General features: G+C 72.0%; 19 protein-coding genes, 1 pseudogene and 1 riboswitch. Of the genes and pseudogenes, 10 read left to right on the top strand and 10 right to left on the bottom strand.

Going from position 1 to position 20,213, the window contains the following annotated elements; translation table 11 throughout:
• Positions 1 to 673 (bottom strand): annotated as a pseudogene (locus KILIM_RS24675) (hypothetical protein); the annotation flags it as partial.
• Here KILIM_RS24675 and KILIM_RS16275 point away from each other — a divergent pair.
• Positions 672 to 2,093, top strand: coding sequence for a hypothetical protein (locus KILIM_RS16275; protein WP_040563651.1), 1,422 nt, complete (start codon positions 672 to 674; stop codon positions 2,091 to 2,093). The pseudogene KILIM_RS24675 and the gene KILIM_RS16275 sit on opposite strands and share 2 nt — an antisense overlap.
• 7 nt (positions 2,094 to 2,100) lie before the next feature.
• Here KILIM_RS16275 and KILIM_RS16280 read toward each other — a convergent pair whose 3' ends face one another.
• The gene (locus tag KILIM_RS16280) at positions 2,101 to 3,330 is read right to left on the bottom strand and encodes an MFS transporter (RefSeq protein WP_006593823.1); all 1,230 of its coding nucleotides are present in this window, start codon (positions 3,328 to 3,330) and stop codon (positions 2,101 to 2,103) included.
• Positions 3,331 to 3,528: 198 nt separating this feature from the next.
• On the opposite strand from KILIM_RS16280, the gene KILIM_RS16285 reads away from it, so the two are divergent.
• Positions 3,529 to 3,966 (top strand): hypothetical protein, encoded by a 438-nt coding sequence (locus KILIM_RS16285; RefSeq protein ID WP_006593824.1) that lies wholly within the window; start codon positions 3,529 to 3,531, stop codon positions 3,964 to 3,966.
• 27 nt (positions 3,967 to 3,993) lie between these two features.
• On the opposite strand, the gene KILIM_RS16290 is transcribed toward KILIM_RS16285, so the two are convergent.
• Positions 3,994 to 6,039, bottom strand: a complete 2,046-nt coding sequence (locus tag KILIM_RS16290) for an MDR family MFS transporter (protein WP_006593825.1) — start codon at positions 6,037 to 6,039, stop codon at positions 3,994 to 3,996.
• A gap of 35 nt (positions 6,040 to 6,074) precedes the next feature.
• On the bottom strand, positions 6,075 to 6,899 hold the full coding sequence (locus KILIM_RS16295; protein ID WP_006593826.1) for a CPBP family intramembrane glutamic endopeptidase: 825 nt from the start codon (positions 6,897 to 6,899) through the stop codon (positions 6,075 to 6,077).
• Between the two features lie 84 nt (positions 6,900 to 6,983).
• Here KILIM_RS16295 and KILIM_RS16300 point away from each other — a divergent pair, with 84 nt between their 5' ends.
• The 3 genes from KILIM_RS16300 to KILIM_RS16310 all read left to right on the top strand — a co-directional run bounded on the left by KILIM_RS16300 (position 6,984) and on the right by KILIM_RS16310 (position 9,671).
• Positions 6,984 to 7,835, top strand: a complete 852-nt coding sequence (locus KILIM_RS16300) for an alpha/beta hydrolase (RefSeq protein WP_006593827.1) — start codon at positions 6,984 to 6,986, stop codon at positions 7,833 to 7,835.
• The gene (locus KILIM_RS16305) at positions 7,832 to 8,647 is read left to right on the top strand and encodes a thioesterase family protein (RefSeq protein WP_006593828.1); all 816 of its coding nucleotides are present in this window, start codon (positions 7,832 to 7,834) and stop codon (positions 8,645 to 8,647) included. The genes KILIM_RS16300 and KILIM_RS16305 overlap by 4 nt, the downstream gene beginning before the upstream one ends.
• 106 nt (positions 8,648 to 8,753) lie before the next feature.
• A complete protein-coding gene (locus KILIM_RS16310) occupies positions 8,754 to 9,671 on the top strand; it encodes a PhzF family phenazine biosynthesis protein (RefSeq protein ID WP_006593829.1) in 918 nt (305 codons plus the stop codon).
• A 95-nt stretch (positions 9,672 to 9,766) separates the two neighbouring features.
• Here KILIM_RS16310 and KILIM_RS16315 read toward each other — a convergent pair whose 3' ends face one another.
• The 3 genes from KILIM_RS16315 to KILIM_RS16325 are packed head-to-tail and all read right to left on the bottom strand — an operon-like array spanning position 9,767 to position 12,909.
• The gene (locus tag KILIM_RS16315) at positions 9,767 to 10,543 is read right to left on the bottom strand and encodes an energy-coupling factor transporter transmembrane component T family protein (protein WP_006593830.1); all 777 of its coding nucleotides are present in this window, start codon (positions 10,541 to 10,543) and stop codon (positions 9,767 to 9,769) included.
• Positions 10,540 to 12,252: an ATP-binding cassette domain-containing protein gene (locus KILIM_RS16320; protein WP_006593831.1), complete on the bottom strand. Its 1,713-nt coding sequence runs from the start codon at positions 12,250 to 12,252 to the stop codon at positions 10,540 to 10,542. The genes KILIM_RS16315 and KILIM_RS16320 overlap by 4 nt, the downstream gene beginning before the upstream one ends.
• A gap of 18 nt (positions 12,253 to 12,270) precedes the next feature.
• Positions 12,271 to 12,909 carry an ECF transporter S component gene (locus tag KILIM_RS16325; RefSeq protein ID WP_006593832.1) on the bottom strand — a complete coding sequence of 213 codons (639 nt, stop codon included), beginning with the start codon at positions 12,907 to 12,909 and terminating at the stop codon, positions 12,271 to 12,273.
• Between the two features lie 87 nt (positions 12,910 to 12,996).
• Positions 12,997 to 13,101: riboswitch (TPP riboswitch) on the bottom strand.
• Between the two features lie 234 nt (positions 13,102 to 13,335).
• On the opposite strand from KILIM_RS16325, the gene KILIM_RS16330 reads away from it, so the two are divergent.
• The gene (locus tag KILIM_RS16330; protein WP_006593833.1) at positions 13,336 to 13,614 is read left to right on the top strand and encodes a DUF4235 domain-containing protein; all 279 of its coding nucleotides are present in this window, start codon (positions 13,336 to 13,338) and stop codon (positions 13,612 to 13,614) included.
• Between the two features lie 6 nt (positions 13,615 to 13,620).
• Positions 13,621 to 14,592, top strand: a complete 972-nt coding sequence (locus KILIM_RS16335; RefSeq protein WP_040563652.1) for a pirin family protein — start codon at positions 13,621 to 13,623, stop codon at positions 14,590 to 14,592.
• A 319-nt stretch (positions 14,593 to 14,911) separates the two neighbouring features.
• Here KILIM_RS16335 and KILIM_RS16340 read toward each other — a convergent pair whose 3' ends face one another.
• The 3 genes from KILIM_RS16340 to KILIM_RS16350 all read right to left on the bottom strand — a co-directional run bounded on the left by KILIM_RS16340 (position 14,912) and on the right by KILIM_RS16350 (position 17,036).
• The gene (locus KILIM_RS16340) at positions 14,912 to 16,111 is read right to left on the bottom strand and encodes an RNA polymerase sigma factor (protein ID WP_006593835.1); all 1,200 of its coding nucleotides are present in this window, start codon (positions 16,109 to 16,111) and stop codon (positions 14,912 to 14,914) included.
• Positions 16,112 to 16,465, bottom strand: a complete 354-nt coding sequence (locus KILIM_RS23730) for a YciI family protein (protein WP_006593836.1) — start codon at positions 16,463 to 16,465, stop codon at positions 16,112 to 16,114.
• A gap of 94 nt (positions 16,466 to 16,559) precedes the next feature.
• Entirely contained in the window at positions 16,560 to 17,036 is a 477-nt protein-coding gene (locus tag KILIM_RS16350) for an Lrp/AsnC family transcriptional regulator (protein WP_006593837.1), read from the bottom strand.
• Positions 17,037 to 17,207: 171 nt separating this feature from the next.
• Here KILIM_RS16350 and pdhA point away from each other — a divergent pair, with 171 nt between their 5' ends.
• The 3 genes from pdhA to KILIM_RS16365 all read left to right on the top strand — a co-directional run.
• Positions 17,208 to 18,485, top strand: coding sequence for a pyruvate dehydrogenase (acetyl-transferring) E1 component subunit alpha (pdhA, locus tag KILIM_RS16355; RefSeq protein WP_006593838.1), 1,278 nt, complete (start codon positions 17,208 to 17,210; stop codon positions 18,483 to 18,485).
• Entirely contained in the window at positions 18,482 to 19,504 is a 1,023-nt protein-coding gene (locus KILIM_RS16360; RefSeq protein WP_006593839.1) for an alpha-ketoacid dehydrogenase subunit beta, read from the top strand. Before pdhA ends, KILIM_RS16360 begins: the two co-directional genes overlap by 4 nt.
• On the top strand, positions 19,501 to 20,213 hold a 713-nt coding region (locus tag KILIM_RS16365; protein WP_006593840.1), incomplete at its 3' end, for a biotin/lipoyl-containing protein. The genes KILIM_RS16360 and KILIM_RS16365, both read left to right, overlap by 4 nt.

Consider the following 20,213-nt stretch of genomic DNA (forward strand, 5'->3'; position numbering starts at 1 on the left):
CACCAGCAGCAGCGCCAGCGCCTGAGCGCGTAGCGCAGGGGTCGCCGCCGGCGCCTCGGGGAGCCGGCGGCGGCCCCGGCTCCGGGGTCGATTCGGGGCGGCAGGCCGGCGGGGCCACCACGACCAGCAGGGCGGCCAAGACCGGCCTGTTGCGCCCCGGCTCAGGCGCCACCCCGGCAAGCGCGTCACAGGCTGGCGCGTCACAGGCTGGCGCGTCACAGGCTGGCGCGTCAGAGCCGGATACGTCCGACGGCGCGGAGCCGAGCGCTAGTGACGCCAATGCGGACGCCATCAGGCACGCGGCGGCCGCGGCCGGCGCAGCCAGCGACACTCCGTGGAGCCTGACCTTCCTCGACACCACCGATGCCGAGCCGCCCGCGACGTCCGGTCGCGACCGGGCCACCGCGCGCACTCCGGGCAGCTCGCTCGCGGCGGCAGCCCGGTCGAAATCGACCGGAACCTCGCGCAGCAGCACGCCCGAGGCCCCGACGGACCCTCGACGGCGCCTGCCCCACAGCACAACGGCGAGAAGCACGACTGGGGCGACGACACCGTCGCGAACCACCACGGCGAGAAGCACCACAGCAGCAACCACCACGGCAGGGATCGCGACCGTCGAGGCCCCGAGGTCGACTGCCGACCACACCGACACCGGGGTCAGCGCCCAGGTCATGGAGGCGATGCTGCCGGTGCATCCCCAGACCTTGCCGCGCGACCGCCTGGGCCGGCTCGTGCGCGCCAGCCGCGAGTTGCGCCCCTGCGATCCGGAGCCCGATGCCGGCGACCACATCGTCGGGGAGGACGTCCGCGGCAGCGACCCCGAAAGCGGAGCCGCGACGCCCGCCTCCGGGCGTTCGGAACGGCATCGACCCACCACTCGAGCGCTGCGGATTCGCCCGGCGGTGCTCGTCGTCATCCTGGCCGCGCTGTTGGTGCTGACGGCCGGCGCCGTCATCGTCTACGCGGCCCTCTATCCGCGCGACGGCAGGCCCGGCGCGGCAGCGACCCCGACGCCGTTCCCCGGCACGGCCGCCCCGGGATGGTCTCAGCAGCCGCGGTGGGTGAGCCCGGTGCTCGATCCCGGTGGCGGGCGCGTCGTCGCGGTCGACGACGCCATCGCCTATATGCGCGCCGATCGGAGCGTGGACCTCGTCGATGCGACGACCGGAGTCGCGCGGTGGAGCGCGGCGCTGCCCGCCGGCACCCTGCACGGTGGCCTGGCGGCGACCTCCATCGACGGGGCGCGGGTCATCGCAGCGCAGGTCGACAACACGCTGGCTTGGTGGTCGCTGGACAAGGGCGCGGCCGGCAGCATCGACCTGCCCGACGGGGCCGAGACGACGTTCCTGGGCGGGATGCCACTGGTCGGCCTCGACGCCCGCACGGTAGCGGTCGTCTCCAGCGGCACGCTGCGGCAGCTCAGCGTGCCGTCGGGTGCCTACGCCCTGGCCGCCGACGCACAAGGCCGCGTCACGGCCGCCTCGGGGCGGGGATGGTGGCATCTGCGTCCGGGTGTCGCGCCCGGAGCCGTCACCGCCTGGGAGCAGCCCTCCCCCGACGACGATGCGGCCGACGCGGCGCCGCAGGTCGTCGGTTATCTCGGCGATTCGGTCCTGCTGCTGTTCCCGCCGGACCGCGCCGGATCCCCGCACGTCGTGGCCTACGGCGACGCGGCCGACTCCCAGCAGTTGCGGGTCAGCTTCCGCGGCCGGGCGGCGGTCGGGCCCGACGCGCCGAGCTCCCCCACCGCATCGGCAGGGCTGAGCCGCGAGCGCGACCCTGCGAGCGGTCCGCCCTCGGGGCAGCCGTGGTGGCCCTCCCCGTCGGGCACCTGGGGAGTGCTGGGGCGCACGCTGGTCGATCTGCGCGCCGGCTCGGTGACCGACCTCGGCGCCTGGACCACCACGTGGATCACCAGCGACCGGGCCTACGGCACCATCGACGGCAAGCCGGTGCAGGCGGGCCCGGGGGTCGAGCGGACCGACGTGGGCGCCACGGTCACGATCCCGGAGGTCGTGACCTCCGCCGGGGCCGCGATGCGGGCAGCCGGCTCCGACGGGGAACGCCTTTACCTGTTGCCGCCGGCGACCTGAGCGGGGCTCAGCGATCTGGAGGCGTCGGGTCGAGGCCCACCTCGGGCATGGTCTCGCGAGCGGGGATCCAGGCCATCGCGCCGAGCAGCAGCACGACGCCGGTGACGGCGAAAGCGGCCCCGAAGCCGAAGACGTCGGCGATCCATCCGGCGAGCACCGGGCCGAGGATCGCGCCGGAGTCCGTGGCCATCTGGTAGGCGGCCAGCACCTTGCCGCCGGAGCGGTCCTGGCCGACGACATCGGCGACGGCCGCCTGCTGAGCCGGGTTGACGATGCCCGCGCCCGCGCCGGCGACGAGGGAGAGCAGCACGAACGGCACGATGGCGTGCGCCTGCCCGAAGGAGATGGTGCCGACCGCGCTGACTAGCAGGCCCACGATGACGAGCCGGCGCCGCCCGTGTCGATCGACGAGCCGGCCGGAGAACTGCAGCGCGACCGCGTTGCCGACCGCGAACACGGTCAGCGCCAGCCCGGCCCAGTGCGCCCCGAGTCCGCCGGAGGTCGCGGCGAACAGCGGCACCAGCGAGACCCGCACGCCGAAGTTGGCCCAGCCGTTGGCGAAGCCCGCGACCAGCGCCGCGCGGAAGGCGCTGTCGGCCAACGCTTCTCGCACGCTCAGCGGCGGCGCGGGCTGGCTGCCCGGCGGGGGCCGCAGGGAGGCCCCGGAGATGAGTGCGGCGACGACCGCGGCCGCGATGAGCAGCGCCACGGCGTAGATGACGAACGGCACGCGGTAGCCGAAGCCGGCCGTGAGGCTGCCGAGGATGGGTCCGGCGATGCCGCCGATGAGAAATGCGCCGGCGTACGCGGAGCTGATTCGCCCGCGCATGTGCGGCGGCGCGAGTCGCACGATGAGCGCCATCGCCGAGACCGTGAACATCGTCGAGCCGATGCCGCCGAGGCCGCGGAAGATCAGGAGTTGCCAGTATCCCTGGGCAAGCGCACAGGCTCCTGTGGAGAGAGCGACGATGACCAGGCCGACGAGGTACACCGGCCGCTCGCCGAGGCGGGTGACCAGCGCCCCGCCCGCGGGGGCGAAGACGAGCCGCATGAAGGCGAACGCCGAGACGATCACCGAGGCGGCGGCGACGCCGACGTCGAAGCTCGCCGCGTACTGCGGCAGCACCGGTGCGACGAGGCCGAAGCCGATGGCGATGACGAAGGCCGAGGCGATGAGCACGCGGATCTCGCGGGGAATGGGCTCTCGCACGCGCGCGGCAGCGGGGGTCGTTGACATGTCGCTGCCAGTATCGCCGCCGCCGCGGCCAAGACCGACGCCCGGCTCTGCCGGGCCCGCCCCAGGAGCCGGATCGCCTCTGAACAGGCCGCCGGGACAACGAATTCCGCTGCTCACCGAGGTCGGATTCACTCAGGTCGGCCCGCCCCGGGCCGAATGGAGCCCAGACCAGCAACTCCGACCCTTCACGGAGCGACCATGCGTTTGACCTCCGCCTATGGCATTTCGGCGTCGCCGCCGCCCGCGCAGAGCGAGGCGGCCGCACAGGCGCAGGCTGCCCAGCCGGCCGCCCCGGCCAAGCCGGCGTTCTCGGTGCTCAACGACTTCCGCTACCTCACGGACTCGGACAACGAGCTGCTGGCCAAGGCGACCGGCGAGACCATCGATCCGGGCATCACCGGCCGCACAGGCCCCGCCAGCGCCTTCGCGCAGCAGCTCGCGCTCGACCGGCGCACCGGTCAGCTCGCACCGAACCAGGACGTCACGGCTGTGTATCTACGGAATGCAGCCGCCGCCATCGACACCGCAAACGCGGGCCGGGCCAACTTCACCAATCCCTACTCCGGCGAGGTCATGGAGCGCGCGGTCGCGCACCTGGAGGCCACCGGCCGCGGCCGCGCCGACATCCGGCTCTGAGCCGACCCCGGCACTGGGCGCAGTCACCTATTCGCCGTCGCGAGCCCGCCGCAGGTCGACGAGCAGTGCGGCAGTTATGTCGTTCCCGACGGCGTGCAGCGAGCTGACATCGACAGCCTCGTAGCAGTCGGCGACGGTGGGCTCCACGCGCGTCATCACTGCGTTGGGCTCAAGGGCCGCTGCGGCCGTGGCCAGCTCTCGACGCAACCCCGGCGACAAGGCGCCGCCCCGTCGTGCCCCGCGCTCCCCGACCTGCGCGGCATAACGCTCGCTGCGGGCCGCGACGGCGTGGTCCTCGGTCGTCAGCATCGCGGCCGTGCGGGAGACCAGCGCCAGCCCGCGGTCGAAGTCGCCGTCGCCGATGTCGGCGAATGCCCGCGCCAACAGCGGGCGGTCGTCGCGCACCGCCTGGTCGCACAGCAGCGACAGCTGCAGCCCGAGGAGCCGCTCGCGGGTACGCGAGGCGCCTTCGTCGCGCCCCAACGGCACCGCCAGTTCGCCGCCGCTGGCGGACTGACCGAGGGTGTCGAGCATCTCGCGCCCCTCCTCGTCGGCGGTGTGCACGGTGTCGCGCAGCGGTAGGACCTTGATGAGGGCCGAGGCGATGAGCGCGACGAGAGCCAGCGGCAGCGCGGCGAGAAAGACGTAGTGCAGTGCGTCGGCCAGGCCGTAGCGCACGGCCTGCGCGACCGCCGGCGGCAGTTGCGCCAAGGCGGAGGGGTCGAGCACCGAGCCGGCATCCACCCCGCCCGCGGGCATCCCCGCCGCAGCTTCGGCCGGCAGGTGGGTCGCGATGGCCGGACCCATCCGGCTCGTCAGGATCGTGCCGAACACGGCGATACCGACCGTCGAGCCGACGTTGCGGAAGAACTGGGTGGAGGCGGTGGCCACGCCCAGGTCGCTGCGGGTCGAGGCGTTCTGCACGATGAGTGTGTACACCTGCATGCACATGCCCAGGCCGACGCCGAAGACGACCATGGCCAGCGTGAGGTCGAACTGCCCGGCGCCGTAGTCGAGCCGGGTGAGCAGGAACAGACCGGCGCCCATGATGAGCGGGCCGAGCAACACCAGCTCCTTGTAGTGGCCGGTGCGGGTGATGAACAGGCCGGAGAGGATGCTCAGGCCGATCATGCCGACGTTCATCGGCATGAGGATGAGGCCGGATTCGGTGGCACCCACGCCGAGCACGCCCTGGGCGTACACGGGGATGTAGATGAGCGCACCGAACATCATCATCGAGACAGCGAACGTGGCGAGATTGGAGAAGACGAAGATCGAGCTGCGGAACAGGCGCAGCGGGATGATCGGCTCGGCCGCGCGCGTCTCCACCGCGATGAAGGCGGCGAGGAAGAAGGCACCGACGACATAGGTCGCGATGATCTGCACCGAACCCCAGGCGTAGGTGGTGCCCCCGAACGACGTGGCCAGCAACAACAGAACCAGCGCGATCGTCAACGTGACGATGCCCGCGACGTCGACCTTCGCCTCCCGGCGGGTGTGGGGCAGCCGCAGGAAGCGGTAGATGGCGGCGAAGGCGAGCACGCCGATGGGCAGGGTGATGAAGAACAGCCAGCGCCAACCCCAGTGGTCGGTGACGAAGCCGCCGATGAGCGGGCCGGTGATCGAGGTGACGCCGAAGACGGCACCCATCATGCCCTGGTACTTGCCGCGCTGGCGCGGCGGGATGATGTCGCCGATGATCGTCTGCGACAGCGGCATCAGCGTGCCCATGCCCGCGCCCTGCACCGCGCGGGCGAAGACGAGAAACCAGAAGTTCTGCGCCATGCCGGCCAGCACCGATCCGAGCATGAACAGCAGGAGGCCGCCCAGATAGAAACGGCGCCGCCCGTACAGGTCCGAGAGCTTGCCGACGATCGGCACGGCGACCGCGGAGACGAGCATCGCGGCGGTGGCCAGCCACGAGTAGTGGTCCATGCCGCCCAGTTCGGCGACGATTCGCGGCATCGCCGGCGAGACGATCGTCTGGCTCACGGCGGCGACGAACATGCCGAGCATGAGACCGAGGAAGACCCGCTGACCGGCGCGGTCGAGCTCGTAGGAGTCGGTGGTCACAGAAGTCCTTCTTACCGGAGTCGTTGCCTTGAGTTTCACAGCCAGGAGACGTGCGCCCGCAGCAGCGTGTATCCCACGAACGCGACGACATCCAGGATGGTGTGCGCCACGATCAGCGGCATGACCCGCCGCGTCCGCGCGTAGACCACCCCCAGGATCAGCCCCATCGCGACATTGCCGAGGCCGCCGCCGAAGCCCTGGTAGAGGTGGTAGGTGCCGCGGATCAGCGCGGAGCCGATGATGATCGTCGGCAGCGCCCAGCCCGCCTGCTCCCACCGGGTGAACAGGTAGGCGACCATGACGACCTCCTCGAGCACCGCATTCTCCACAGCGGCCAAGACGAGGACCGGCACGGCCCACCAGGTGGAGTCGAGGTTGGCGGCGGCGACGGTGGTGTTCAGGCCGGCGGCGCGGGCCCCGAGGTAGAGCGCGAGGCCGGGTAGCCCGATGAGGGCGGCGAGCCCGGCGCCGTGCGCCAGGTCGCGCAGTGGATGCCGCGCGTCGGCGCCGACGAGCCGCCGGGCGCGGGAGTCGTCGCGGGTCAGCAGGAAGAGGGCCAGAAGGGCGGGCACGACCCCGATGCCGATCTGCGCCACCTGGTAGGCGAGGTCGAGCCACGGGCGGTCGGGGGTCACCGCCTGGTTCATCGCTGTGGTCTGCTGCCCCAGCGCCACCGGCTGCGTCAGCTTGTTGATGAGGGAGAGCGTCGCCCAGATCGCCGAGGCCCCCAGCGACACCCCCAGCACCAGCACGGTCTCGGTCACCAGTTGCCGACGCGAGGCGTCCGTGCGCGGCAGCTGCTGTCCCGTCGTGAGCAGCCCGCGCCACCGACCCCGCCCCAGCTCACTCTCCGCGTTCACCCCTCCAGTCTTACCCGGGCGCAGCCGGGCCCGTACGCTGCCCGTACGCCAACTCACCGCCGATCTGTTGCGCAGGAGGCCCTCATGTCCGCCACCCTGGAAGCCACCGACTTCACGCTGCCCGGCCACGCCGGTGACCTGCAGGCCCGCCGCTGGCAGACGACGCCGCACGACCAGAACTCTGCACGGCCCCGTTACCTGGTGCTGCTGTGTCACGGCTACGGCAAGCACCTCGGGCGGTACGAGTGGGTCGCCGAACGCCTCGTCGCGGACGGCGCAGCCGTCTACGCCCTCGACCACGTCGGGCACGGTCGCAGCGCCGGCGAGCGGGTACTCATCCCCGACTACGAGCCGGTCGTCGAGGACTTTCGGCGCCTGCACGAGGAGGCCTTGCTGCAGCACGCGGGCTTGCCGGTCGTGCTCATCGGGCATTCGATGGGCGGGATGATCGCGATCCGCTACGCGCAGTTGTACGGCGCGGAGCTGACGTGCACGGTCCTGTCCGGGCCGGTGATGGGCCGGTGGGAGGCGCTCGAGGGGCTGCTGGCGGCGCAGGAGATCCCGGACGTCCCGATCGACCCCGACACCCTCTCCCGCGATCCCCAGGTGGGCGCGGACTATGTTGCCGATCCCCTCGTCTGGCACGGCCCGTTCAAGCGGGAGACCCTGCACGGCCTGCGAGATTGCCTGACGGCGATCGCGGCCGGGGGCTCGCTGGAGGGCCCGGTGTTGTGGCTGCACGGTGAGGACGATCAGTTGGTGCCGCGGGCCGGCAGCGCCAACGCCTGGCCGGTGATCCGCGGCGACCGCAGCCGCGCCAAGAGCTACCCGCAGGCCCGGCACGAGATCTTCAACGAGACCAACCGCGACGAGGTGCTGGCCGACGTCATCGCGTTCGTGCACGAGAACATCGCCGACCTGAATGGCGACCGGTGAGCGCCCCAGACCCGCAGAACCCGCTGGGGCTGCGCTCCGACCTCGACTCCTATTACGTGCCGCTGGGTGACAACACGTTCGAACCGACGCTGCACGCCCAGGGTGCCTGGCTGGCGCACGAGCAGCACATGGCACCGGTCACCGGGCTGCTCGCGCACTGCCTGCAGACGTTCAACACCCGCGAAGACCTGCAGCTGGCTCGGCTGACCGCGGAGATCCTCGGCGTCATGCCGGCGCGCCCGACGACGGTGGAGTGTCAGACGATCCGCTCCGGGCGCACGATCGAACTCGACGAGGCGACCGTGAGCATCGAGGGTCGGGTCGTCGTGCGGGCCCGCGCCTGGCGCCTGGGCCGCGTGGACACCAGCGAGGTGGCCGCCGACGAGACTCCGGCGATCCCCGGGCCCGACGAGCTTGCAGCCATCGACCTCTCGCAGCTGTGGGGCGGCGGCTTCATCGCCTCCCTGGAGCTGCGGACCGACACGCAGCGGGTCCCCGGTCGGGGGCACGCCTGGGCGCGGCCGACGAAACACCTCGTCGAGGGCGAGCCGGTGCACCCGGTGGCCGCCTACCTGGGGGTCGTCGACACGGCCAACGGTGTGGCGACGCGGTTGGACCCTCGGTCGTGGATGTTTCCCAACACCGACCTGTCGGTGCATCTGGTGCGTCAGCCGAAAGCCGGCTGGGTGGGCTTCGACACGGCCGTCATCGTCGGCGACAGCGGCGTTGGCCTGACGAGCTCGCGGTTGCACGACATCGACGGTCCGGTGGGGCGCTGCGAGCAGATCCTCACGGTGCGTCCGATGGCCTGAGCGTCGCCCTGTCGACCTGAAACCTGTCGGCCTGAAAGCGGTCATGGAGAGCCCGGCTCTGGCCAACGAGCGGCCCGGCGCCAGGGGCTGCGGTTAGTCTTCGGGCATGGACCTCACGTACCGACTGCTCAACGTGTTCACCGACGGCAAAGACCCCTTCACCGGTAACGGCGTCGCGGTCTTCGAGGACGGCTCGGGGCTATCCACAGACCAGATGCAGACGCTGGCCTCCCAGGTGAACATCGAGACGGTGTTCATCCTGCCGCGCAGCAACGGTGAGGAGCGCGCGGTCCGCTTCTTCTCCCCGGAGAAGGAGACGGGCTTCGCGGGGAGCGCCTCCCTGGCGACCGCGGCTGTCGTGCGTGAGCTGCAGGGCGGGGAGGGCGATGTGCAGCTGCACGTCGAGGCCGACGCCGACGATGAGGGCAGGTCGAGTGTCGCGGAGCGTCGCGGCGCCCACGAGGACATCGACCTGCCCGACTCCTACACGGTCTTCCAGCGCGACGACCTGTGGATTCTGGACGCCTACGAGCCGAAGGCGGAGCCGTTGACCGCCTCGCCGCAGATTCTCGCCTCCCTGGTGGGCCTGAACACCGACGCCCTCGGTGGCGACGTCATGACGGTCAACCACGGCCGCGGCGGCATCGTGCTGCCGGTGCGGACCGTCGAGGACGTTCGCAAGACGCGCCTCGATGCGCGGATGCTGCACTCCTACGCGATGCTGCTGAACACCGAGCCGCGGGTGTACGTGTGGGCCAACTCCGAGAAGGAGGAGGACACGATCGTCTCCCGTATGTTCTACGGCCCCCGCGGTGGTGTGCTGGAGGTCGCGGCGACCGGTACCGGTGGCGTGAACCTCGGGTCGTGGCTGGCGGCGCACGGGGCGCGCGGCATCCGGCGCCGGGTCATCCAGGGTCGGCCGGCCGGTCGACGCTCCCTGCTGGACCTGCGGATCGACGACGAGGGTGAGGTCTACGTCGGCGGTCGCGTCGCGGAGGTCGCGCGGGGCACCTTCACGGTCTGACGCTTCACTGACGCGGCCCGGCACCCCCATCGGGGCGCCGGGCCGTTGCCTGTTCGGATCAGCTCGCGCTGTTCGGATCAGCTGGGCTGTTCGGATCAGCTCAGCAGCGTGTGCAGGGCTGTGGGGAGCGCGGCGAGGGCGGCGCACACGGCCAGCAGGGCGACATCCGCGCCGGTGAAGGGCGCCGGCTGCCACCAGGTGCGGCGGTGGCCGGGGCGGGCGAGCAGGCCGTAGCCGCGGGCCTCCATGGCGACGGAGGCGCGTTCGGCCTGCCGCAGGGCCTGCACGAGCAGCGCGAACGTCACGGCCCAGTAGTGCCTGGCCTGGGACAGCGGTGAGCGGGTCGGCCCGAGTCCGCGGATCCGGCGGGCGCGGATCAACGCCTGCCAGTCCTGCGCGAGCGTGTCGAGGCGCTGCAGCCCGGCGACGGCGGCGAGCACCGGTCGGGCGGGGATGCGTAGCCGCTGGCCGAGTTGGTCGCCGAGGGCGGCGGGGTCGATGAACGCGGCGCACACCACGCCGGGCACGACGAAGTAGCCGACGCGCAGGCCGGCCAGCAGCGCCGGCTCAAGCTCGCGGGGGCTGGCCAGCAGCCAGTTCGACCAGGTGACCGAGGCGATCGCGAGCAGTCCCGGCAGCAGCCGCACCCAGCCGATGCGGTATCCGGCGGCCAGCACGGCCAATACGGCCAGCAGCACCGCGGCGGCGATGGCGCCGGCACGGACTCCGGGCATCGTCAGGCCGCCGGCCATGAGCATCGCCGGGCCGACGATGAGGGCGAGCGGCCCCGCACGCCCGAGCAACCCGACCGGATTCAGCCGGCTTCGGGGCTTCGGCGGGGCCGCCTGGTCGCTCAGCTCGGTGGTCGTCATCGCAGCACCCGGCCGTCCCGCAGCAGCAGGTGGTCGTCGGCGAGGGCGGCCAGCGCGTCGTCGTGCGTCGAGACGACGACTCCCGCGCCGGCCTCCCGGGCGGCGAGCACGAGCCCGGCGACCGCGGCCCACGTGTGCCGATCCTGCCCGACCGTCGGCTCGTCGAGGCAGAGCACCGGCGGTGAGTGCAGCAGCCCGGAGGCGACCGCGAGCCGCCGCGCCTCCCCTCCGGACAGCTGATGCGGGTGGCGATGCAGCAGGTGGGTCAACCCCAGCAAGTGCGCGAGCGCCTCCGCACGGCTTTCCGGGTCGGCTGCCGTGCCGCCTTCCGCGACGCTCTGCGTGCGACCGTCCGCGCGTTCGGCCCCTCCGCCGAGCGCGTGGACGGTCGCCAGCAGGCACTCGCGCACGGTGGCGCCGACGACATTGGCCGCGGCGTCCTGCGGCACCCAGCCGATGCGGGCGGCCAGGTCGCGGCTGCGCCAGCGATGTGGGCGCCGCTCGCCGTCGGCGGCCAACTCGGTCTCGGCTTGCACGGCGCCGGACGTGGGCGGCACCAGCCCGCACAGGGCCGCAACCAGGGACGACTTGCCGGCGCCGGAGCCGCCGCGCACCGCCAGCAATCGCCCAGCTCGCACGGCGGCATCCACCCCGTCGAGGGCGACCGCCGATGGCCGCGGCCGCCGAACCCCGGTGAACCGCAACGCCGGCCGCGCCTCCAGCCGCAGTTGCCGCGCGCGCAGCAGCGGCCCGCCCCCCGAACTGCCCGGGCCTCCTGCACCTCCCGCAGGGAACACTCTCGGCCCAGATTCAGTGTGTGAACTCTGCATGTCGCCGGACAGTGTGGCCCTCGGGCGGCGGACCGGGGGCAGCAGTCCGGCGGGGATCGCCAGGGGTTCGGGATCGGGCACACCCGGCACCCACACACCGGCCCGCACCAGCGGCTCGCGGTGATCCTGCAGGGTCTGCTCAACGGGTCCGTCGGCGACGACCCGCCCGTGCGCGTCGAGCACGATCATCCGGTCCACGAGCGGCAACCAGTCACGCAACCGGTGCTCGACGACGACGAGGGCGATCTGGCTGCCCTCGATCGCCTCGACGACCGACTCGCGCACCGCCTTCGCGGAGATCTCGTCGAGCATCGAGGTCGGCTCGTCGAGCAACAGCAGGTCGGGGCGGGGCGCCACGACGCCGGCGAGGGCGAGCCGCTGCGCCTCCCCACCGGAGACCGCGTCGCTGTCGTGCCCTGGGCCGTAGGGAAAGCGGACCGCCCGTAAGGCCGCGTCAACGGCCGCCCCGATCCTGCCGCGCGGCATGCCGAGGTTCTCGCAGCCGAACGCGACGTCTCGGCCCACGCTCTGGGCGACCCGGGCATCCCGCGGATCCTGCAGCAGCAGACCGATGCTGGCGCCTGCCTCCGCCGCGGGGCGGCCGCGCAGCAGCACCTCCCCGCTGCCCTCGCCGCCGGCGCCGACGTGCAGCACCCCGGCCAGGGCCCGCAGCAGCGTCGACTTGCCGGAGCCCGAGGGGCCGGCCAGCAGCACCCGCTCCCCTGCGTCGATGCGCAGGTCGATGTCGCGCAGTGTGGGCTCGCGTGAGCCATCGGGCGTCCAGCAGAACTGGCGGCACTGCGCGAGCGCCGCACCGCTCATCACCGTCTCCGCCGCATCCGTCGACACCGCATCCGTCGACACCGCACCTGACGACACCGCACCTCTCGACACGGGTCAGCGCGCCGTGCGGGCCGCGTGTTCGCGCCCAGGCGGGAAGGCCCCCAGCGCCCCCGTGGCCGCCAGGCCGCGCACGAGCAGCCATCCGCCGATCCCGGCGACCAGCACCCCGGAGGTGACGGCGAACCCGAGCGCCATCAGCTTCCAGACCATGTCGTACTGCGGCATGTACGCCCACCATTCCCAGCCCACGAGTTCGAGGGTGGCGGCGCAGGCGCCGGCGAGCATGGCGATGAGCACCCCGTAGCGGCGCCACATGACGAGCGCGAACGCGATCTCCACACCCAGGCCCTGCATGACGCCGGAGACGAGCACCGCGGTGCCCCACTGGTTGCCGATGAGCATCTCGACGCTCGCCGCGATGAGTTCGGTGTAGAGCGCCGCGCCGGGCCGGCGCACGATCAGTCCGCCGACGACCGCGGGTAGCAGCCACACGCCCAGGGCCAGGCTTTGGGCGGGCGGGAAGACGACCGCCAGCTGGAACAGCGGGTACAGGAAGGTGTTCCAGCCCCAGAACATCACCCCGAAGGCGACGCCGAGCACCGCCAGCGTCACGAAGTCGATGCCGCGCCAGGCCCGTGGCCCGCCGCTGGCCGGAATGTCGCGCGTGCGTGCGCGCTCGTCGATGCGTGTCATCGTTCTCCCGTGGTCGGCCCGGATGCGCTCCGGGAACCTCGGGGAGGCCGCATCGGCGCGACCACCTGCGGTGGCTGCGTCGACGAAACCTGAGAAGGCCCGACTCCCTACGCCGGTGTTAACCGGATCAGGTTCGAGGGTCTGCGGTCGCCCGCACTCTCAGCGCATTGGTGCGCTCCCCTGTCGTGTGCCCCGACCGTAGCACCAGTGCGGCGCGCCGAGTCGTCACTTTCGTGCTCGAGCCGCCACTTCGGGCGCAGCCGAGTTGTCACTTTCGCACCCCAGTCGTCGCTGAATGGCGACGACTGGCCCCCAAAAGTGACTACTCGGGCCGCGCGTCAGGGCCGGGAGCGAGCCGCGTTCGCCGCCGCGGGGTCACGCTGGCAGACTCGGGGTGTCAGCGCAGCCGATGTCAGGAGGCCCCTTATGGGCGACAAGGTCTTCAAGCTGGTGGGCACGGGTCTGGCCGTGGCGGCCGGCATCGCCGCCAAGCAGGTGGCGACCCGCAGTTGGAAGCTCGTGATGAACGACGACCCGCCGGCCAACCCCGAGGATCCCGACACCGAGATGTGGGAGGCCGTGGCCTGGGCACTGGCATCCGGGGCGGTCATAGCCCTGGCGCGCCTGATGATGACCCGCAAGTGGACCGAGTACTACACGGCCTCGGTCGGCCACGCGCCAGCCAACCCCGACGACGTGAGCTAACCCCCGATGAGTTCGACGGAGACTCGGCCGGTGGAGTTGGTGTGCTCCGGTGACGAGTGCCCCGACGGGGTACAGGTGCTGACCGCCCGGGAGGTGCCGCTCGGCGGCCCGCGGGCGATGACGGTGCGCCGCACGCTGCCCAACCGGGAGCGTTCGTTCGTCGGTGCGTGGTGCTTCGTCGACCACTACGGACCCGACGATGTCGCGCAGACCGGTGGCATGGACGTGCCACCGCATCCCCACACGGGCCTGCAGACGGTGAGCTGGCTGTTCACCGGCGAGATCGAACACCGCGACTCCGGCGGAGTGCACGACATGGTGCGCCCCGGCGAGGTCAACCTCATGACCGGCGCCCGCGGCATCTGCCACAGCGAGGTGTCGACGCCGGCGACGAGCATCCTGCACGGCGTTCAGTTGTGGGTTGTGCTGCCGCAGGCCGATCGCGACCTGCCGCGCGACTTCCAGCACTTCGCGGCCCCGGAGGTCGAGGTCGCGCCGGGTGCGCGGGTGCGGGTGTTCATGGGCTCGCTGGCCGGGCAGTCCTCGCCGGTGCGCACGCAGACCCCGCTGCTCGGCGCCGAGGTGAGGCTCGCCTCCGGTACGACGTGGACCGTGCCGGTCGACCCCGCGCACGAGCACGCGGTCCTCGTCGACTACGGCGATGTCACCTTCTGCGACGAGCCGGTGCCGCAGCACGCCCTGGGCATCGTGGGCACGGGCCGCGGCGAGCTGACGCTGCGCGCCGACACCGACGCGCGCCTCCTGCTGCTCGGCGGCGAGCCGTTCGACGAGCAGATCGTCATGTGGTGGAACTTCATCGGCCGCGACCACGACGACATCGCGACGATGCGCGCCGACTGGGAGGCCGAGTCCGAGCGCTTCGGGCAGGTCACCGGCTACGAGGGCAAGACCGCGCGCCTACCGGCCCCGGCGCTGCCGGGTTCGACCCTGCGTCCCCGCGGCCGCCTGGGCCGCTAAGCGGCGATGCGCGATCGTTGCGCTCGCTGCCGATGGGTGCGGTTGCAACAGCAACCATCGGCAGGGACCGCAACGCTGGGCGCGTGCAAATCTAAAACCAGATGTTAAATCTGCACACATGATCCCTCGGTTCGCGGCTGGGCGAGAGGGCGCGACCGTTGCGCTCGCTGCCGACGGTTGCGGTTGCAACAGCAACCGTCGGCAGGGACCGCAACACTGGGGGCGATCAGTCGGGGCGACCACTGGGTGCGACCACTGGGGGCGATCAGTCGGGGCGATCACCCAAGGCGACCAGCCGGGGCGATCAGCCGGGTGGGCGTCAGGTCTCGCGGAGGCGGCGGTCCAGGTAGGCGATCTCGGCGGCGTTGCGGGTGCGGGCTTTGGCCTGCAGATACGCCTCCCTCGCTGCGGCGTGGCGGCCCAGGCGGCGCAGCAGGTCGGCGCGCACGGCCGGTAGATACGGATAGCGCTCAAGGCCGGGGTCGCGGGCCAACTCATCCACCTGGGCGAGCAGCGCCTCGAGGTCGGCGGCGGGGAGCATGCTGAGCGCCACCAACCGGTTCAGGGCCACGACCGGGGTGGGCCAGCGGGCCTGTAGCCCGTCGTACATCGTGACGATCGCGGCCCAGTCGGTGTGCTGCGCATCCGGCGCCTGGGCGTGCAGACCCGCGATCGCCGCCTGCAGCGCGTACCGCCCGGTACCGCCGCGCAACGCCGCAGTCGCCGCGCGCAGGCCCGCCGTCAACAGCAACGGATCCCAGCGGCGTCGGTCCTGCTCGGCCAACGGCAGCAGCTCGCCACCCGGCCCGCATCGGGCTCCGGCCCGCGCATCCGTGAGCAGACACACCGCCAGCAGCCCCTGCACCTCGCTGTTCCCCGGCATGAGCCCGGCCAGCAGCCGCGCCAGATCCCGGGCCTTGGCCGACAGGTCCGGGCGCAGCAGCTCGCTACCGACGACCGCGGTGTGCCCGGCGGTGTGGATGAGGAGGATGACCTCCAGCACCGCATCGAGACGCCGCGGCAGCTCGGCCTCCGGCGGCACGCGAAACGGGATGCCGGCGGTGGCGATCTTGCGTTTGGCCCGCGTGATCCGCGCCGCGACCGCGCTCTCCTGCACGAGCAGCCCGGAGGCGATCTCGGCGACGGTCAGGCCGCCGAGCAGTCGCAGGCTCAGCGCCACCTGGGCATCGCGGGACAGCGCCGGGTGGACGCACGTGAAGACCAGGCGCAGGAGGTCGGTCTGCGGCTCGGGCTCCGCCGGGTCCTCGTCGACGACGAGCAGGGGCAGCTTGTTTCGCAGGGTCGCCTCGCGTCGAATGGCGTCGATCGCCAGGCGTCGAGCCGTGGTGGTCAGCCAGGCCGCAGGATTACGCGGCGGGTCGTCGCCCCACGCGGTCAGGGCGCGAACATACGCCTCCTGCACACACTCCTGTGCCAGATCGAGGTCGCGGGTGAGGCGCACCGTCGCCGCCAGCACCTGCGGCCAGTGGCGGCGGTGCGCCTCCTCGATCGCGCTCACTCACTCGTATTCCGAGAGGTCCGCCACCGGGCGCACCTCCACGTGCGGTGCCGGGCACAGCCGCGCGAGCCGCAGGGCGGTGTCCAGGTCGGGGGCGTCGATGAGGTAGAAGCCGCCGATGACCTCCTTGGCCTCGGCGAACGGGCCGTCGGTGATGCGGATGTTGTCGCCGTCGCGGTGCACGACGGTCGCGCTCGACTGTCGCTCCAACGCGGCGCCCCCGGTGACCTGGGCCCCGGCGGCCTCGACGGCGGCCGTGAACTCAGCGTGCAGGCGCATCTCGGCCTCCATATCCGGCTCGGCGGCGTCGAACCAGGACTCGTCGTCGATGAGGCTGAACATGTAGGTCGGCATAGCGTGATCCTTCCGTGCTGATGACTGCTGACACTCTCCCGACGAACGACCATGCCAGGAATCGACACCTCGCCCTCTAGAACCGCGCCCGCCCTCAGTTCCCGGAGGTCGCGGGCGGGTCCGTGCGCCAGGCGCCGCGACCCTCCACCTCACCGAAGATCAACCAGGTCCGGGTGTCCTTCACTCCCCGGACAGCCTGGATCTGCTCCAGCACGACGCGGCGCAGGGTCGCGTTGTCGGGGGTGCGCACGAGCACCACAACGTCGACCTCCGCCCCCACGAGGGCGAAATGCTCGACGTACTCGATGTCGCGCAGGGCCTGCGACACCTCACGCCACGCGTTCTGCTCGATGGAGAGGGTGACATAGGCGGACGTGGCCAACCCCGCCTTCTCCGGGTCGACCCGAGCGGTGAAGCCGCGAATCACGCCGTCGCTCAGCAGCCGCTCCAACCGGGCGTAGGCGTTGGCCCGCGAGATGTGCAGGCGTTGGGCCAGACCGCGCACCGACGCTCGCCCATCGGCGACCAACTCCCGCACGAGCGAGCGGTCGGTCTCGTCGATCCCGCCCACACCCTCCTCCTTTCACCCACACCACCTGGCGCCCGAAAACCGAGTTCTCGCAGACGGATGTCGAGCTTTCACGACCGCAACAGACCGATTGTCTCGCGTCCACCGCAGATGTTGAACCGATTGCACGTGGGCCAGCACCATCTATGGACCGACACCATCCGGGGAGGCTCGATGACGAGTACACAGACCGGGCGCCAGGCCCCAACCTCGGCAGCCACGCGCGCGGCGAACGCCAAGGCCGCGGCCGCCGCCGCTCAGCAGGCCGCCCGCGCCGCCGAGCAGGATGCCCGCTCCCGCCCCGACCCACAGGTCGAGGAGGAGCAGGAGCTGCCGTTCCAGAGCGGCCTGATCCCGGCGCCGACCCCGGTGCGCTTCCTCGACGACGAGGGCCGCCGGGTCGACCCGATCACCGACGACTACACCGCCCCCGACGACGACCTGCTGCTCGAGGCTTACCGGCGCATGGTCATCGGCCGGCGGTTCGACCAGCAGGCCACGGCCCTGACCAAACAAGGCCGCCTGGCGGTCTATCCCTCCTCCCGCGGGCAGGAGGCGTGCCAGATCGGCGCCATGCTCATGCTCCGCGACACAGACTGGGCCTTCCCGACGTATCGCGAGTCGATGGCGCTGGTCAGTCGCGGCCTCGACCCGGTGGAGGTTCTCACACTGTTGCGTGGGGACGCACACTGCGGCTACGACCCCGTGGCCACGCGCACCGCCGCGCAGTGCACCCCGCTGGCCACCCAGCTGCTGCACGCCGCGGGCCTGGCCTATGCCCACCGCCGACAGGGCAAGGACACGGTCGCGCTGGGGTTCATCGGCGACGGCGCCACGAGCGAGGGCGACTTTCACGAGGCGTTGAACTTCGCCGCGGTCTTCAAGGCGCCCGTTGTGTTCGTCGTGCAGAACAACGGCTGGGCGATCAGCGTGCCGCTGAGCAAGCAGACGGCCGCGCCGAGCCTGGCCTACAAGGGGGTCGGCTACGGAGTGGTCTGCGAGCAGGTCGACGGCAACGACGCGATGGCCACGCTGGCGGTGCTCGGCAAGGCCGTCGACTGGGCGCGTGCCGGCAAGGGACCCGTGCTCGTCGAGCTGCACACGTACCGCATGGAGGCGCACACCAACGCCGACGATGCCGGCCGCTATCGCACCGACGACGAGGTGTCGAAGTGGCTCTCGCAGGACCCCATCGACCGGCTCGAGACCTACCTGCGCTCGGTGGATCGGCTCGACGACGAGGCGGTGGCGCGGGTGCGCGCGGAGGCCGACGCGTTCGCCGACGACGTGCGACGCCGCATGAACGAGGACCCGGTCACCGACCCGATGAGCCTGTTCGCGCACGTCTACGCCGAACCGACTCCCCAACTGCGCGAGCAGCAGGAGATGGTGGCGGCCGAGTTGGCGGCCCTGGTCGAGGACGCGCGCGAGCACAGCGAGGAGACCCGATGAGCACGACGTTCGCCGCCGCCCTCAACCAGGCGATGCGCGACGCCATCGCCGACGACGACCAGGTCGTGGTGTTCGGCGAGGACGTCGGCGTGCTCGGCGGCGTCTTCCGCATCACCGACGGTCTGGCCCGCGACTTCGGCGAGGAGGCCTGCTTCGACACGCCGCTGGCCGAGTCGGGCATCGTCGGGTTCGCGATCGGGATGGCGATGGGCGGGTTCCGCCCGATCGTCGAGATGCAGTTCGATGCGTTCGCCTATCCGGCGTTCGAGCAGATCGCCTCGCACCTGGCCAAGACCCGCAACCGCACCCGCGGCGCGCTGCACCTGCCGATCGTCGTGCGAGTGCCGTTCGCCGGCGGCATCGGCGGCGTCGAGCACCACTGCGACTCCTCCGAGGGATACTACGCGCACACCCCGGGGCTGAAGGTCGTCTCCCCGGGCAGCGTCGAGGACGCCTACCGGCTGCTGCGGTCCGCCATCGCGGACCCCGACCCGGTGATCTTTCTCGAGCCCAAGCGGCTGTACTGGAGCAAAGCCGACGTCGACCTGGAGGCGCTGGGCGCCGAACCCGTCGAGCCGCTGGGCCGGGCGCGGGTGGCCCGCGAGGGCACGGACGTGACGCTCGTGGCGTACGGGCCGTCGCTGCCGGTCGCCCTGGAGGCGGCCGAAGCGGCGGAGGAGGACGGCATCTCCTGCGAGGTGGTCGACCTGCGCTCGATCGTGCCGTTCGACGACGAGACGGTGATCGACTCGGTGCGGCGCACCGGTCGCTGCGTGGTGGTCAGCGAGGCGCAGGGCTTCGCCGGCGTCGGCGCGGAGATCGCCGCCCGGGTCGCCGAGCGGGCGTTCCACTCCCTCGCCGCGCCGGTGCTGCGGGTCAGCGGACTCGACATCCCCTATCCCCCACCGAAACTCGAGCAGATCTACCTGCCGGGCGTCGACCGCGTGCTCGACGCGATCGACCGGCTGCAGTGGGACGACGAACCGGATGCGCGCTGGCTGGAAGGAGCGAACCGATGAGCCAGGTGTTTCACCTGCCCGACCTCGGCGAGGGCCTGACCGACGCGCAGATCGTGGAGTGGCAGGTCGCGGCGGGCGACGAGGTGGCGGTCGATCAGATCGTCGCGGTCGTCGAGACGGCCAAGGCGTCAGTCGATCTGCCGTGCCCGTTCGCGGGGCGGATCGAGGCGCTGCACGGCGAGGTCGGCGACACGGTCATGGTGGGTGCCCCGTTCGTCACGGTGGGCGACGGCACGGTGGGCGACGGCACGGTGGGTGACGGCACTGCGGGGGCCGGGGCTGCGTCGGCGTTGGTCGACGCGCCGGGGTCGGCGGATTCGGCCGATCCGGCGCAGTCGGCGGCCGCGCAGACCTACCGCGAGGAGGAGCGGGCCGGCTCCGGCAACGTGCTCATCGGCTACGGCACGAGCGATGGCGGGGGTCGGCGGCGTCGGCGGCTGGGTCGGCGCCGGGGGTCGGCGGCCGCGGCGTCGGTCGAGCCGGTGTTGACCACCGCGTTCGGTGAGCGCGGCGGCGAGGAGTTGCTGCCGCAGGTTCCGGATGTGCCCGGCGCCGTGGGTGTCACGGACGACGGCCGCGCGATCCGGGTCATCTCACCGCTGGTGCGCCGGCTGGCCGCCGAGCGCGGCGTCGACCTGGCCGCGATCGAGCCGACCGGGCCGGGCGGGATCGTCACCCGGCGTGATGTCGAGGCCGCCCCGGCGAGTGC

Origin of the sequence: Kineosphaera limosa NBRC 100340, assembly GCF_000298215.1 — a bacterium.
GTDB classification, from domain to species: domain Bacteria; phylum Actinomycetota; class Actinomycetes; order Actinomycetales; family Dermatophilaceae; genus Kineosphaera; species Kineosphaera limosa.